At 64.2% G+C, this 14,687-nt stretch carries 10 protein-coding genes and 1 rRNA gene; 3 read left to right on the top strand and 8 right to left on the bottom strand.

Annotated elements, in window-relative coordinates; translation table 11 throughout:
* Nucleotides 1-69: 69 nt before the first annotated feature.
* The 4 genes from BFD71_RS34520 to BFD71_RS34505 all read right to left on the bottom strand — a co-directional run bounded on the left by BFD71_RS34520 (nt 70) and on the right by BFD71_RS34505 (nt 7,350).
* The gene (locus tag BFD71_RS34520; protein ID WP_083245632.1) at nt 70-1,575 is read right to left on the bottom strand and encodes an efflux transporter outer membrane subunit; all 1,506 of its coding nucleotides are present in this window, start codon (nt 1,573-1,575) and stop codon (nt 70-72) included.
* A gap of 2 nt (nt 1,576-1,577) precedes the next feature.
* A complete protein-coding gene (locus tag BFD71_RS34515; protein WP_083245631.1) occupies nt 1,578-2,825 on the bottom strand; it encodes an efflux RND transporter periplasmic adaptor subunit in 1,248 nt (415 codons plus the stop codon).
* Between the two features lie 18 nt (nt 2,826-2,843).
* Nucleotides 2,844-6,053: an efflux RND transporter permease subunit gene (locus tag BFD71_RS34510; RefSeq protein ID WP_069268709.1), complete on the bottom strand. Its 3,210-nt coding sequence runs from the start codon at nt 6,051-6,053 to the stop codon at nt 2,844-2,846.
* A gap of 253 nt (nt 6,054-6,306) precedes the next feature.
* Complete coding sequence (locus BFD71_RS34505) at nt 6,307-7,350, bottom strand: LysR family transcriptional regulator (protein ID WP_083245630.1); 1,044 nt, start codon at nt 7,348-7,350, stop codon at nt 6,307-6,309.
* Between the two features lie 229 nt (nt 7,351-7,579).
* On the opposite strand from BFD71_RS34505, the gene BFD71_RS34500 reads away from it, so the two are divergent.
* A complete protein-coding gene (locus tag BFD71_RS34500) occupies nt 7,580-8,287 on the top strand; it encodes an MgtC/SapB family protein (RefSeq protein WP_069268708.1) in 708 nt (235 codons plus the stop codon).
* Between the two features lie 186 nt (nt 8,288-8,473).
* Nucleotides 8,474-8,725, top strand: coding sequence for a GlsB/YeaQ/YmgE family stress response membrane protein (locus BFD71_RS34495; protein WP_042265070.1), 252 nt, complete (start codon nt 8,474-8,476; stop codon nt 8,723-8,725).
* Between the two features lie 90 nt (nt 8,726-8,815).
* On the opposite strand, the gene BFD71_RS34490 is transcribed toward BFD71_RS34495, so the two are convergent.
* The 3 genes from BFD71_RS34490 to BFD71_RS34480 all read right to left on the bottom strand — a co-directional run bounded on the left by BFD71_RS34490 (nt 8,816) and on the right by BFD71_RS34480 (nt 13,110).
* On the bottom strand, nt 8,816-10,342 hold the full coding sequence (locus tag BFD71_RS34490) for an acetyl-CoA hydrolase/transferase family protein (RefSeq protein WP_069268707.1): 1,527 nt from the start codon (nt 10,340-10,342) through the stop codon (nt 8,816-8,818).
* A 196-nt stretch (nt 10,343-10,538) separates the two neighbouring features.
* A complete protein-coding gene (locus BFD71_RS34485) occupies nt 10,539-10,760 on the bottom strand; it encodes a hypothetical protein (RefSeq protein WP_028205643.1) in 222 nt (73 codons plus the stop codon).
* A gap of 130 nt (nt 10,761-10,890) precedes the next feature.
* Nucleotides 10,891-13,110: an FUSC family protein gene (locus tag BFD71_RS34480; protein ID WP_069268706.1), complete on the bottom strand. Its 2,220-nt coding sequence runs from the start codon at nt 13,108-13,110 to the stop codon at nt 10,891-10,893.
* A gap of 167 nt (nt 13,111-13,277) precedes the next feature.
* Between BFD71_RS34480 and BFD71_RS34475 the strand changes: the two genes are divergently transcribed.
* A complete protein-coding gene (locus BFD71_RS34475; protein ID WP_069268705.1) occupies nt 13,278-14,291 on the top strand; it encodes a LysR family transcriptional regulator in 1,014 nt (337 codons plus the stop codon).
* Nucleotides 14,292-14,433: 142 nt separating this feature from the next.
* Here BFD71_RS34475 and rrf read toward each other — a convergent pair.
* A 5S ribosomal RNA gene (gene rrf, locus BFD71_RS34470) occupies nt 14,434-14,547 on the bottom strand.
* Nucleotides 14,548-14,687: the final 140 nt, after the last annotated feature.

Here is a 14,687-nt window from a genome sequence, read left to right as displayed (position 1 = left end):
CCTGGTGCCGGGCCCGCTCAAGCCCTCTTGTAGCTCTCGTATGCCCCGTTTTCAGCCCTTGCGTGCGACTCAGCTTCTGCCCTCGGCCTTCGGCACTTCGCGGCACGTGCCCGCGCTGCAGGCCAGCTCGCGGTCGTCGGCGCTCCAGCCACCGCCCAGCGCCTTCGCGAGAAAGACCACCGTGGCGACCTGCTGGCCGTGAATCTGCACTTCCTGGCGCTCGCTGGCAAGCAACTGCTGCTCCGCGTTGAGCACGTCGATGAACGCGACGAGGCCGCCCTGATAGCGGTCGTTGGCGAGTTCGAAGGACTTGCGTGCGTCGTCCACGGCCGACTGGCCGTCGGTCGAAGCACGTTCCAGCACCGAAAGGCCCGTTACCGCATTTTGCACCTCCTGGAACGCGGTGAGCACGGTCTGACGATAAGACGCCTGCGCCGACTCGTAGCCCGCCTGCGCGAAATCCACGCCCGCCGCGCGCTTGCCGCCGTCGAACAGCACCTCGCTGGCCGTCGCGCCCACCGACCACATCAGGCTCGGCACGGAGAAAAGGCCGCCAAAACGCGTCGATTCCCAGCCGAAAGTGGGCGAAAGCGTGATGTCCGGAAAGTACGCGGAACGTGCCACGCCGATCTGCGCATTGGCCGCGGCCATCGCCCGCTCGGCCGAGGCCACGTCGGGCCGCCGCTGCAACAGCTCGCTCGGCAGCCCGGCGGGAAGCGCCGGCACCGGCAGCGGCGTCACCTTCTGCGCGATCGTGAATTCGGGCGCGGGCTTGCCGACCAGCACGGCAATGGCGTTCTGCTCCTGCTGTCGCTGGTTTTCGAGCAGATGCACCTGAGTTTGCGTCGCCGCAAGCTGGGCCTTTTGCTGCAGCAGTTCGAGACCCGAAACCGCGCCGAGATCGTGCTGCGCGGTCACGAAATCGAGCGCCTTTTGCTGCAGTTGCGCCGAGCGATTCACCACGTCGATCTCGTTGTCGAGTTCGCGCATGGCGAAATAGTCGGTGGCGAGTTCGGCGCTGAGCACGAGGCGCGCGTTGGCGAGATCGTCGCCGGCCTGCTGCGTCGACGCCTGCGCCGACTCCACCATGCGCCGGATGCGTCCGAACAGATCCAGCTCGTAACTCACGGTCGCGCCGACGGTGACCTGGTTCTGCACGGTCGACGTGTTGGGCGTCGCGTAGTTCGTGAGCGGCCGGTTCGCCGAAATGCGCTCGCGCGCGAGGCCCGCGTCGAGCCCGACCTGCGGGCTTTGCTGCGAGGACACCGAAGCGAGCGTCGCGCGTGCCTGCGCGTAGTGCGCGGCGGCCACGCGCAGCGTCTGGTTCTCGGCGAGCGCCGCGGTTTCCAGAGTGTCGAGTTCGGCGTTGTCGAATGCCTTCCACCACTGCGGATCGAGCGGCGCATGCGAGGGCTGCGCCGCGTGCCAGTATGAATCGGCGGAATCGACGCGCCAGGCCGAGGGGCTTTGCGTTTGCGGCGCGTGATAGTCGGGGCCTACGGTGCAAGCCGCGAGACCGAGCGCGCCCAGCGCCGTGACGCAAGCGAGCGGCCGTTGCCGCGTGTTATTCCGCATCGTCACGTCGCGCTCCGCCTGGCGGCCTCGTGCGCCGCTTCGGTCTTGTTCGGCGCGACCACGACGACGCTGTCGCCATCCGCGATCGAGTCACTCGGGTTGAGCACGACGCGATCGGTCGGCGCGAGCCCGTGGCTGATTTCGAGCGTCTGCCCGAGGTCCTGCGCGATTTCCACCGGCTTGAGCTTGATCTTGCCATCCGCATCGACGACTGCAAGACGCGGACCTTCCGAGCGGAACAGCAGCGTGTTGCCCGGCACCGTGAGCAGGCCCTTCGCGTCGGTCTGCAAGGCGGCCTGCACGTACGCGCCGGGCAGCAGCTTGCCGTCATGGTTGGGCAGCGAGATTTCGGCCTGCAGCGTGCGCGTGGCCACGTTGATGGCCTGCGCCGTGCGCGTGACGGTGCCGGCGAACGTCAGGCCCGGCAGCTCCTGTTCGGTCACGCTCACGTGCTGGCCGACCGCCACCTGCTGCGCATAGGTCTGCGGCACGTCGAGGTAGAGGCGCAGCGGGTCGGACTGCGCAATCGAAAAGAGCGCATGACCCGCCCCGCCGTTGCCCGCGTTCACGAGGTCGCCGATATCGACGTTGCGCTGCGTGATGATGCCCGTGATCGGTGCGACGATGCGCTGGAACGACTTCATCTCCGTGAGGCGGCGCACGTTCGCATCGGCGGCGGCGAGATTCGCCTGGTCGGTGTTGAAGGCGCCCTGGCGGTCGTCGAGTTCCTGCTGCGAGACCGCATCGCGCTGGCGCAATTGCTGCGCCCGATCGAACGATGTCTTTGCGAGAGCGAGCGTCGAGGCGGCCTGATCGCGCTGCGCCTGCGCCTGCGCGAGTTCCTGATCGATCTCGGGCGTATCGATCTCCGCGAGCAACTGCCCTTGTTGCACGTGCGCGCCGATATCGGCGTACCAGCGCCGCACGTAGCCGTTCGCACGCGAGTAGATCGGCGCTTCGACAAAGCCGCGCAGCGTTCCCGGCAGCACGATGCGGCCGTCCGCGCCCGCCGCTACCGGTTGGACGACGCTCACATACTGCTTCGCGTTCTGCTTCGTGACATCTGCGAGATGGTGGCCGTTCATGAGGTTCGACACGATCGTGCGCGTGGCGCCCGCGGCCAGCAGCAGCGCGACCACGATCAGCGCAAAGCGTGCGCGCTTGCCCGCCTGGCCGCGCGCCGGCAGGTCCATGCCCTGCTCGCTGCCCACGGTGATGTCGAGAGATGAATGGTGGTGAGGTTCGTTCATGTCTTCGGCCAATTTGACTTAATGGGTATCGCCTCGCGTAGCCCGGCGCTGCGCCTCGCGCTCGCGTTTCGTGGCGGCGCGGTGGGCGAGCCGGGTATGCACGGTCGCAAACATCAGGGGTACGAACAATAGTGTGGAGACCGTAGCGAACAGCAGGCCGCCGATCACCGCGCGTCCGAGCGGCGCATTCTGCTCCGCGCCTTCGCCGAGGCCGAGCGCCATCGGGACCATGCCGATCATCATGGCGAACGCCGTCATCAGCACCGGGCGTATGCGGGTGGCGCCGGCTTCGAGCGCGGCGGCAAGCGGCGACGCGCCGGCGGCAAGACGCTGCCGTGCGAACGAGACCACGAGAATGCTGTTTGCGGTCGCGACGCCCACGGTCATGATCGCGCCGGTGAGCGCGGGCACGCTCAAGTGCGTGCCGGTGATGAAGAGCATCCACGCAATGCCCGCGAGCGCGGCGGGCAGCGCGCTGATGATGATGAGCGGATCGGCCCACGACTGGAAGTTCACGACGATCAGCAAATACACGAGCACCACCGCCATCGCAATGCCGACGCCCAGACCCACGTACGACGAACGCATCGTGCCAATCTGCCCACGCATGGTGATGGTCGTGCCGCGCGGCGCGTGCGCCTGCACATGCCGGATGATGTCGTTGATGTTCACGCCCACGGACCCCAGGTCGCTGCCCTCCACGCTCACGAGCAGGTCGATCACAGGACGGATGTTGTAGTGCGTGACGATGGCCGGCCCGCTATGCGGATTGAGCTGCACGAGGTTGCTCACGAGTTGCAGCGGCGCATTGGGATTCGTCGCGCGTGCGGAAACGGGCGTGCCCATCACCTCGTTCATCGAGGTCTCGCGATACTGCGGCGTTTGCACCGTGAGCGGATATTCCACGCCGTTTTGCGGGCTCACCCAGAACGCAGGCGACGTCTGCGTGCTGCCCGAAAGCGCGATCAGCACGTCCTGCGCAACGTTTTGCGGACTCAGGTTCAACTGCTGCATACGCGTGCGGTCCATGGCGAGCGTGAGTGCGGGCTCGTCGTTACGCTGCTCGATGTGCGCATCGACAGCGCCCGGCAGTTGCCGCACCTGCTTGAGCAGCGTGCTCGCAAGCGCCATGTCCTGATTCAGGTTCGCGCCCACGACCTGCACGTCGATCGCCGCGGGCTGACCGAAGTTCAGAATCTGCGTGATGATGTCGGCGGGCTGGAAGAAGAACTCGACGCCCGGGAAGCGTTGCGGCAGCAAGGTCCGCAGCTTGTCGATATAAATGCGCGAGGGATCGTGATCGGGCTTCAGCGCGATCTGGATTTCACCGTCGAGCGTGCCAATCGTCCCCGCATTGCTATACGAGAGGTTGATGCCGCTATAGGGCAGGCCGAGATTGTCGACGATCGTTTCGAGTTGATCGGCCGGCACGACTTCGCGAACCACCTGCTCCACCTGGTCGGCCAGGCGCGCGGTTTCCTCGATGCGAAAACCCGTTGGCGCGCGCATGTGCAAACGAATATTGCCCGCATCGACCGAAGGAAAGAAGTCGCGGCCAAGAAAAAACACGAGGACGAGCGAAAGCAGGCAAAACGCGAGGAAGGTGCCGCCAAAGAATTTGCGGCGCGCGAGCAGCAGGCTCAACAGCGCGATGTAATTGGCGCGCAAGCGCTCGAACGCATGATTGAAGCGCCAGTGTATGCGCGCGAAGAGCGAGCCTTGGGCGCGCTGTGCATGCGCGGTGGGATCGTGGCCCTCGAAGAGCAGCATGGCGAGCGTCGGCACCAGCGTGCGCGAGAGGATGTACGACGCGATCATCGCGAACACCACGGCTTGCGCGAGCGGCACGAACAGAAAGCGCGCTACACCGGTGAGGAAGAACATCGGCACGAACACGATACAGATGCACAGCGTCGAGACGAGTGCGGGCACCGCGATTTCGCCCGCGCCTTCGAGAATGCCGTCGTGCAGTTTCGCGCCCAGATGCAGGTGCCGCTCGATGTTTTCGATCGTAACCGTGGCGTCGTCCACCAATATGCCGACAGCGAGCGCAAGGCCGCCGAGCGTCATGATGTTGATGGTCTCGCCAAGCGCATAGAGGGCGATGATCGACGAGAGAATCGACAGCGGGATCGACACCGCGATGATGAGCGTGCTGCGCCAGTTGCCGAGAAAGAGCAGGATCATCGCCGCGGTGAGCGCGGCCGCAATGAGCGCTTCGCGCACCACGCCCTGCACGGCGGCGGAAACGAAGACGGACTGGTCGAAGAGCGGCTTGACGACGAGGTCGGCGGGCAGCGTGTCGCGTGCCTTCGGCAGCAGGTCCTTGAGGGCGCCCACCACCTGCAGCGTCGAGGCGTCGCCGCTCTTGAGGATCGACATCAGCACGCCGCGCTGGCCGTCCTGGCGCACCACGTTGGTCTGCGGCGTGAAGCCGTCGCGCACGTGCGCCACGTCGCCGAGATAGGTGGTCGCGCCGTTTACCGTCTGCACGGGAATGCGGTTGAGTCCGGCAAGCGTATCGGGCGATGCATTGGTGTCCACACGATATTCGGTTTGCCCGAGCTTGGCCGTGCCCGTCGGCAAAATCAGGTTCTGCGCGTTGACGGCATTGACGATATCGGCGGGCGTGAGGCCCTTCGAAATGAGTGCGCGCGTATCGAGGTCCACGGAAATCACGCGCGTCTTGCCGCCATACGGGTAAGGCACCTGCGCGCCGGGAATCGTAATGAGCTGCGGGCGCAGGAAGTTCATCGCGACGTCGGCGAGCGCCTGCTCGCTCATCGACTTGCTGGACAGGCCGAGCTGGATCACCGGAATGCTCGAGGCCGAATAGCTGATGACGAGCGGGGGCGTCGCACCGGGCGGCATCTGCTTCACCTGCGCCTGTTCCGATGCAACGGCCTGCGCGATCGCGGTTTGCAGGCTCGCACCAGGCTGCAGGAACAGCTTGATGATCGCGATGCCGGGCAGCGACTGCGACTCGATGTGCTCGATATTGCTCACCGTGGTCGTCAAGCTGCGCTCGTTGACCGAGGTGATGCGATCGGCCATGTCTTTCGCGGAGAAGCCGTTGTACGACCAGATGATGCTGATGACCGGGATGTTGATGTTCGGCAGCACGTCGGTGGCCATCGACATGAGCACGAACGGCGTGGCCAGCACGATCAGGATGGCCATCACGATGAACGTGTACGGTCGCTTCAGCGCGAGATTGACAATCCACATGTCAGTGTTTCGGACAACTCAGGCGAGGGGTTGAGACGGCGACGCATTCATCCAGCGGGTGCCGCATCATAGGCAATGGCGGTGGCAGGTCGCTGTCGCCAATATGGCGAAATTGACAGGCAATGCGCGAGACGCGCGAAAGCGCGCGGGAACGCAGATAGATCGGCGCTGTAGCGTCGCGAAGCGCCGGAAATCCGCAGCCGCGAAACGCGCCGTAACACCCTCGCGCTTCGCGAAGACTTCTTTAACTGCTTCAGTTCACAAGACGCAGGCGCTCCAGGTCGTGCGTGTTGTGACCGCGGCCCCGACCGCTGCGCGCACGCGTGCCTCGCGGGCCCGCGTGTGCATCCATTTCGCGAAGCGGCTCGTCGCAGGTGGCGAGCGCGGCCTCCTGCTCGGCAAGGACGAGCGGCACCTTCTCGCGCAGAAACTCGACGAAGGTGCGGATCTTCGCATCCAGATAGCGACGCGAAGCGTACAGCGCGTAGATGTCGAGCTTTTGCAGGGTGTGCGTGGGCAGCACGCGCACCAGCGTGCCGTCGGCGAGACCGGGCAGCGCAACCGGCACCGGCAGCGGGCCGATGCCCATGCCTTCGCGTATGGCGAGCGCAAGCGCTTCGGGATTGTTCACCTGGAACGGCGTCACGCCCGTATGCCGGAAGGTCTCGCCAAGCGGTCCCTCGGAAACCCATTGGCCGGCGGGCAGGCTCGCATCGGTCAGGTGCAGACAGGTATGCGCTTCGAGGTCATCGAACGATTGCGGCTCGCCGCGCGTGCGCAAGTACGCAGGCGAAGCGCAGAGAATGGCAGCGGTGCTGCCCAGATGCTGGGAGATCAGCGCGGAGTCCTCGAGTTCGGCGGCCACCACGACCGCGACATCGAAGCCCTCCTCGATGATGTCCGGCATCTGCTGCGCGATGGTGAGATCGACCGAGACCTCCGGCAAATGCTGCTGATAGCGCGCGATGAGCGGCATCACATAGTGCTGCCCGAAACTCGTGCCGCCGTACACGCGCAGCTTGCCCGCGGGGTTCGCGTGCGCAGCGGCGGCTTCCGCTTCGGCCTGCTCGATGTCGGCAAGAATGCGCTTGCAGCTCTGGAAGTAACGCTCGCCCGCTTCGGTCAGCGACATGCGCCGCGTGGTCCGGTTGAGAAGCCGTGTGCGTAGCCGTGACTCCAGGTCGGTGACCGCGCGCGAGACCTGCGCCGTCGTCATCGTTTCGCTCGCCGCGGCGCGCGTGAAGCTGCCGGACTCCACCACTCGCACGAAGACCCGCATATTGCGCAGCGTATCCATCAGAAACTCCCGTTCATTCGACCTGCCTTCCCATCTCCATACGAATGAGGGTAGTTTCGCCGACGAGCCGTGGCCTGATCCTGACTCGAACATGACAGCGCGGACAGCTTGGCGCAAAGCCCCGTCGCGCGTATGATCCACGGGCCCCCGGGGCGTGCTGCGATGCATCCCGACGCCTCGCGCGAGAGCCGCCTGGCGTGCGGCCGCCCTGCGCTTTGATGACAAAACGATGACTCTCGAATTCGCCCTGCGCCTTCTCGCGGCGTTCGCCTGCGGCGTCGCCATCGGCCTCGAACGCCAGATTCGCCAACGCACGGCCGGTCTGCGCACGATCACGCTCGTCGCCAGCGGCGCATGTTTGTTCGTCACGCTCGGCGTGCTGACCGGCAATGGCTCGACCGGCGTGACGCAGATCGCGGCCTATGTCGTCTCCGGCGTGGGCTTTCTGGGCGGCGGCGTCATCATGCGCGAGAAGGGCTCGATTCAGGGCATCAATACCGCGGCGACGCTATGGTGCTCAGCGGCCGTGGGCGTGCTGTGCGGAGCGGGCCATTACGGCCCGGCGGTGGCCGGCACCGCTGTCGTGCTGCTCACGAATACCGTGCTGCGCGAGGTGAGCCGCATCATCAACGCGTCGCCTGTTTCGAATGCGGATCTCGTGCGCGCTTATGTGCTTACGGTGGTTTGCCGCGAAGAGGATGAAATCCATATCCGCACGTTGCTTTCGAACTCTCTGTACTCCACGCCGCTTTCGTTCCAGAGCCTCACGAGCGAGGACCTGGCCGGCGATCCGCCGCGCCTGCGCGTGACGGCGACGATGCGCCTGCACCCGAAGTACCAGTCGAAGCTGGAGCTCCTGGCGAACCGCCTGAGCATGGAGAAAGGCGTCTCGAGCATAAGCTGGACCGCCGCGGAACCCGAAATCGCGCCCGAATGAGCCTTGCGCATTGCATCGGCCGGCATTTCTTACGAATGCATTTCTAATTCGTTGCTTTTTTTGAAACTATCGGCGGCGGTTTTCAAGAACTGTCAATTCTGGCCGCGTTTCATGGACGCGTATCCGCCCTTGGACTAAGCTCCATTCACCGTGATTCGTTCACGCCAACAAGGGGAGTCTACTCATATGCAACACGGCATCATTGCCTGGCTCATCATCGGCGCAATCGCAGGCTGGCTCGCTGGCGTTCTCGTCAAAGGCGGCGGCTTCGGATTGTTCGTCGATATCATTGTCGGCATTGTCGGCGCGTTCATCGGCGGTTGGCTTGCCGGGGTGCTCGGCATTCATATCGGCGCCGGCATCATCAGTTCTATCATTACCGCCATTGTCGGCGCGGTCATTCTGCTCTTCATCATCCGCCTCGTGCGACGAGCGTAGCGAATTTGCGCTATCAATGAAAAGCGGGAGCACCGTTGCCGGTGCTCCCGCTTTGTCTTGTGTGCTTCTAAATAGCGAGCGCCGTGGACCTTAGGCGTTCGCGACGAGTCCGCCCGTCGCTTCAGGCAGCATCGAACCCGTTTGATTGAAACGCAGATGCATTTCATACGCGCGTGCGAGATCGTGCGGCGTCTGGCCGCCGAACTGGAGTGCGTCGCGATAGTAGTCGCGCAGCAGGTCGCGATAAAGCGGATGCGCACAACGCTCGATCACGAGGTTCGCACGTTCGCGCGGCGCAAGTCCGCGCAGATCCGCCAGGCCTTGCTCGGTGACGATCACGTCCACGTCGTGCTCGTTGTGATCGACGTGCGGCACCATCGGCACGATGCTGGAAATGCGGCCGTCCTTCGCAATCGCCTTGGTCGCGAAGATCGCGCACGACGCATTGCGCGCGAAGTCGCCCGAGCCGCCAATGCCGTTCATCATGTGCGTGCCGCCCACGTGCGTGGAATTGACGTTGCCGTAGATGTCGCATTCGAGCGCGGTGTTCAGCGCAATCAAGCCGAGGCGCCGAATCACTTCGGGATGGTTGCTCACTTCCTGCGGACGCAGCACGAGCTTGTCGCGATAGCGGTCGAGTTCGGCGAGCACCTGAGCCTGGCGTTGCGCGGAGAGCGTCATCGATGCGCCCGAGGCGAATACCATCTTGCCGGAATCGATCAGATCGAACGTCGAGTCCTGCAATACTTCGGAGTACATCGTAAGCGCTTCGAACGGCGAATCCACGAAGCCCGAAAGCACCGCGTTCGCAATCGTGCCGATGCCGGCCTGCAGCGGCGGCAGTTGCGCGCTCATGCGGCCGTGCTTCACTTCGTGCTGCAGGAATTCGATGAGGTGGCCGGCAATACGCGCGGTTTCTTCGTCGGCGGGCAGCACGGTCGAGGGGCTGTCCGCTTCGTTCGTGATGACGATGGCGGCGATCTTCTCCGGCGGAATCTCGATGGCGGTCGTACCCACACGGTCCTGCGGACGCACGATCGGCAACGGATCGCGATGCGGGCGACGGCCAGGAATCCACACGTCGTGGAGGCCTTCGAGCGCGAGCGGCTGTGCGAGATTGATCTCGACGATCACCTTCTCCGCGAGAATCGCGAAGCTCGCCGAATTGCCGACCGACGTGGTCGGCACGATCGCGCCGGTTTCCGTGATCGCGGCGGCTTCGATGATCGCGAGATCGAGTTTCCCGAGCAGGTTCGCGCGCAGCATCTCCACGGTTTCCGAAAGATGCTGGTCGACGAACATCACTTCGCCGCGGTTGATCGCCTTGCGCAGCGTGGCGTCCACCTGGAACGGCAGACGGCGCTCGAGCACACCCGCTTCGGTCAGCATGCGATCGACGTCGTGGCCGAGCGAGGCGCCCGTCATCAGCGTAATGCGCAGCGGCTCTTTCTCTTCGCGCGCACGGCGCGCCAGTTCGAGCGGCACGGCCTTCGTGTCGCCCGCGCGCGTAAAGCCGCTTGCGCCAACGCGCATGCCGTTGCGCACGAGTTGGGCCGCCTCGGCGGCCGAAGTGATTTTCCCGCGCAAGGCGGCACAACGAATACGGTCTTCGTACATCAAAGTCTCCACAAACTCTCTGATCGCCTGGTGCCTATTTTCAGGTCTTGCATCGGCGGTCGTGCACTGTGAGTTTCACAAAACACTGTTGCAGTGTTTTGAGCAGCCACAATGCGCAAAGCCGCGGCGCCCTTTTGAAGGCGTCGCGGCACAAGATTTCAGCGTGCGCCTGCACATGGCTGGCGTGCTCTCGATTTCAGCTACCGAAATAAATATTGCAGAAGCTGACCGGGCCGACGCATTCATCCTTCTTTGCCGGCTTTACGATTTCGCGGTGGGCGGGCGCTTGCGCTACCTGCGGGGCAGCGGACTGCGCAACCTGCTGAGGGACGCTCGCTGCCGGTGCTTCGTTCTGTGCATAAGCAGCGGCGGCGGCAAACAGCGAACAGGCAACAACAGCGATCTTCAGGGACTTCATTTTACTCTCCAGTGCTAACGGTTACTGCGAAGCAGTGATGTGACTATATGACTCAGGGTCGAATAGATTAAGGAGTCGGGGTGGAAGGCATTTTTCCAGACTGCAGCAAGATCGCGCGGGGCCCGCATTTTCATTGTGTTTTCAACGATCTGCGCGGCGCAAGCGTACGGCGTGCACGGCGCGCCAGCGGCCCGAGCGGCGCGTCGCGGTCGAGCAGCGCGCTGCGGATGAAGTGCAGATGACTCAGCAGCCGTTGCGCCTCGTGCCGCCTTTCCCGCTCGTGATGCACGGTGGCGAGCGCCTCCTGGGCGATCCAGGTCGCCGCGCGCACGGCGCTGAGCGCGTGTTCGAGCGCAATCCCGTCCGGGCTCTCGAAAAGGTGCGCGATGTCCTCCTGAACGCGCGCGAGAGCCGCAGGCCAGCGCGCGTCATGACGGTCGAGCCAGGCTGCCGCGTGCGCCTCGTTGCGCAGATCGACCACGGCGTGCCCGACTTCGAGCGTGACGAGCATCCAGCGCAACGCGCGCCGGTGCGCCTGGCGGCGCCCGTTCAGCAAGAGCCTCAACTGGTGCATCAGATCGTGCGTACCGGACTGGAAGCGCTGGCCGAGGCCATCGAGTTCCCCATGGCTGGCCAGCACGACCTGGCCGCGCAACGACACGCACATGCGCTCGACGAGCCAGTTCATGTGCGGTGGAAACACCACCGCGAACGCGAGCGAGGCGACCAGCATCGCGGCGACGACGGCGATGCCGTTGTTGACCAGCAGATCCGGCGTGTACACGATCACGTTGTCCGGACCAGCCAGCAGACAGAAGAACACCGAGAAGCCGACGCCATAGCCCGCTATGCGCGAGCGGGTGGCGAGAAAGGCGCCGATGGCTAGCACCGGAACGAGTGTCGCGCAGAGCAACGGAAAGCCGTCGACATTGGGATAGACATAGCAGGTGAAGAGATAGCCCGTCACGGCGGCAAAGGCCGCGCCAACCGCCATCTGCACGGCCATGCGCGACGCGTTCGGCGCCGACGAGGTGAGCGCGCACGTGAGCGCGGCTGCGATCATCGCAAGGCCGCCGCTCGGCCAGTCGGTCTCGACCCAGAACCAGCCCAGCGCCGCCACCACCACGGCGGTACGCACGAAGGTGAACGCCACCACGTACCAGCTCGTGCGAGGCACGTAGCGCGCGGCGCGCGGCGCCTGCGCACGACTCGCTTCCATGAGCGCTGCCCAGGTGCGGCTGTAGCGCACGATCTCGGTCGTGAAGCGATAGATGAGTTCGGCCGAGGTGTCGAAGTCGGGCAGCGCTTCGGGCAGCGCATGTTCGAGCGGCCGCCGCGTCTCGCGCACATGACGCGGCAGCGTGCGCTGGAAGGCCTCAAGCCCATCGGCGAGCCTCCGCGCATAGGCGCGATCGCTTTCGTCGCGCCCAGGCCGTTGTGCGAGCAGCGCCGCGAGTTCGTCAAAATACGGCGCGAGCGGTGCGATCGCCGCGTCGCGCCAGTGCAGTCTTTTGAGCAACTGGCGCAACGCATGCAGCCGCGCGCAGGCATCCATGAATTCGGAATTCAGACGCGAAAGCAGGCCGCTGCGCGAGCGCATCGTCGGATCTTCGAAAGACGAGAAAGCACGCGTGGCCTCGAAGCCGACGACATCGTCGACGAGACTCGCAAATCGCCCTTCGAATGCGCCCCTTTCGAGCCGCCCAGCCAACACCGCCGCAGCGAACGCAGTAAAATTGAGATAGCGTGAGCGCAGGGTTCGACCGAGCAACGAGCCCGACTGCCGGGGCACGATCACCGCGCTGACCATGCCCGAGCAGAGAATGCCAATGGCCACTTCGGCGCCTCGGCCGAGTGCGGCGAGAAAGAGACCGTTGGGCTGCATCACGAGCGGAATGCCGATCAACGCTGCCGTGTAGCCGGCAAGCACGAAACCGTACCAGCGAAAATGGCGATTCCTCATGGCGGCAGCCGTACATGCGGCCACCCACCCCGTCATCCCGAGGATGTAGAGTTCGGGCTGCTGGACGAACACGGCGCCCAGTACTACCGCCGCGACCATTCCCACCGCAGTGCCGACGATGCGATAAAAGCTCTTGGCGAACACCATGCCCGAGAGCGGCTGCATCAGGACGAACACCGTCGTCATCGCGATGCGCGGCTGCGGCAGGTCCAGCAGCATGGAGATGCCCATGGCAAGCAAGCAAGCCGCGACCGTTTTCAGCAGATGGAGCCAGATCGCGCCGTCGCTGCCCTGCCAGTCGCGCAACGCCCGTCTGACCGCGCGCCATATGATCTCCGCGCGCCGACGCGAGTCGAACGCTCGATGTATCGCAGGCTGGCGGCTCATGACAAACGCTCGGGCTGTTTCAAAGACAGGGGCCGATTGTAGGAGCGTCATTGCGCCGCATTAATGGGACGCGCGGGGAACCTCCGTTCCAGATCACTCAACAATGGCGCGCCCATACAGGCGGACAATATCGTTTCTGTACCGAACAAGAAGGTCAAGAAGGTCTGATGGATACGTTACAAAACATGCGGGTGTTCGTGCGCGTCGTGGAAGCGGGCAGCTTCACGGCCGCGGCTCAGTCGCTGGATTCGACCACCGGCGCGATGTCGCGCGCGGTATCGGAACTCGAAGCGCACTTGCGCACCCGTCTGCTCAACCGCTCGACACGCCGGCTCGCGCTCACGCCCGCCGGCGAGCGGTATCTCAAGCGTTGCTCGCAGATTCTCGCGGACGTCGATAGCGCGGAAGAAGAAGCGAGCTGCGCGCACGAACGCCCGGTCGGGGCGCTGCGCATGCACAGCTTCGCAAGTATTGGTCAGCAGTACGTGCTGCCGGCGATCTCGCGCTATCGCGCGCTGCATCCCGAAGTCACCGTCGAACTGACGCTCTCGCAACGCATGCCGGATCTCTTCGAGGGCAGCAGCGACGTCTCGGTGGTCACGGCGTCATCGCTGCCGAATTCCGATCTCGTTTCGCATCAGCTGGGTTCGACGTACAGCATTCTGTGCGCCTCGCCTGGGTATGTGCATACGCACGGTGCGCCACGCACTCCCGCCGACCTCTCGCATCACGACTGTCTGATTCTCAAATCGCCAGCGTTCCCGGCGCATGAGTGGACGCTCGAGGGGCCTGAGGGCAGCGTCGAGATGCAAGTGGACGGGCCGGTGCAGGTGAACATCGCGGAATCGCTCGCCGTGGCGATACGCGAGGGGATGGGGATCGGGATGTTGCCGGTCTACGCCGCAATAGAAGGATTGCGTAACGGGACGCTCGTGCGCGTGCTGCCACAGCACAAGCTGCAAAAGACGAACGTGTACGCGCTCTATCCGTCGCGCAAGTTCGTCGATGCGAAGACGAAGACGTGGGTGGAATTCTTGCGCGCGCATCTCCCGCAAGTCATCGAGCGCGACCTGGCGCTGCTTGAAGAACTGACTCAAGAGCAGCTGACGGACGTCGCAGAAGAGGTGGCCTTGGCGAAGGACGCTGGGGTCGCAGCAGCTGTGCAGAAAGCGGCGCAGTAAGCCTGCGCTTGCGAAAGCGGGTTAACGCAAAAAGCCGTCCATTGGACGGCTTTTTTGTTTTCCTGCATCTGAAGAAGCGCAAACGCCAGAACCCCGGCTCTCTTTCGGAGACACCGGGGTTCTGGACGTTACAGCATAAGGAGCCTGACGATTACCTACTTTCACACGGGCAATCCGCACTATCATCGGCGTGGAGCTGTTTCACGGTCCTGTTCGGGATGGGAAGGGGTGGGACCAGCTCGCTATGGTCATCAGGCATGACGGGTTGCTGCGTCGCGCTTTGTGTTCGCGCCACAGCCAATCGGGAAGAAGCGTAAAGAGGGTGCTGCTGAATTGGGGTTGTGTTGTTTCAGGCACAACACACATAGTGTGGGTTCTGCGTAAATGCTGAAGCAT

Source organism: Paraburkholderia nodosa (assembly GCF_001718195.1).
Classification (GTDB): Bacteria; Pseudomonadota; Gammaproteobacteria; order Burkholderiales; family Burkholderiaceae; genus Paraburkholderia; species Paraburkholderia nodosa_A.
This window is presented reverse-complemented; position numbering and strand designations above follow the sequence as displayed.

Bases quoted from the DNA above. Each gene is read 5' to 3' on its own strand.
- BFD71_RS34520 (WP_083245632.1), bottom strand. From the start codon at position 1,575: ATGCGGAATAACACGCGGCAACGGCCGCTCGCTTGCGTCACGGCGCTG.
- BFD71_RS34515 (WP_083245631.1), bottom strand. From the start codon at position 2,825: ATGAACGAACCTCACCACCATTCATCTCTCGACATCACCGTGGGCAGC.
- BFD71_RS34510 (WP_069268709.1), bottom strand. From the start codon at position 6,053: ATGTGGATTGTCAATCTCGCGCTGAAGCGACCGTACACGTTCATCGTG.
- BFD71_RS34505 (WP_083245630.1), bottom strand. From the start codon at position 7,350: ATGGATACGCTGCGCAATATGCGGGTCTTCGTGCGAGTGGTGGAGTCC.
- BFD71_RS34500 (WP_069268708.1), top strand. From the start codon at position 7,580: ATGACTCTCGAATTCGCCCTGCGCCTTCTCGCGGCGTTCGCCTGCGGC.
- BFD71_RS34495 (WP_042265070.1), top strand. From the start codon at position 8,474: ATGCAACACGGCATCATTGCCTGGCTCATCATCGGCGCAATCGCAGGC.
- BFD71_RS34490 (WP_069268707.1), bottom strand. From the start codon at position 10,342: ATGTACGAAGACCGTATTCGTTGTGCCGCCTTGCGCGGGAAAATCACT.
- BFD71_RS34485 (WP_028205643.1), bottom strand. From the start codon at position 10,760: ATGAAGTCCCTGAAGATCGCTGTTGTTGCCTGTTCGCTGTTTGCCGCC.
- BFD71_RS34480 (WP_069268706.1), bottom strand. From the start codon at position 13,110: ATGAGCCGCCAGCCTGCGATACATCGAGCGTTCGACTCGCGTCGGCGC.
- BFD71_RS34475 (WP_069268705.1), top strand. From the start codon at position 13,278: ATGGATACGTTACAAAACATGCGGGTGTTCGTGCGCGTCGTGGAAGCG.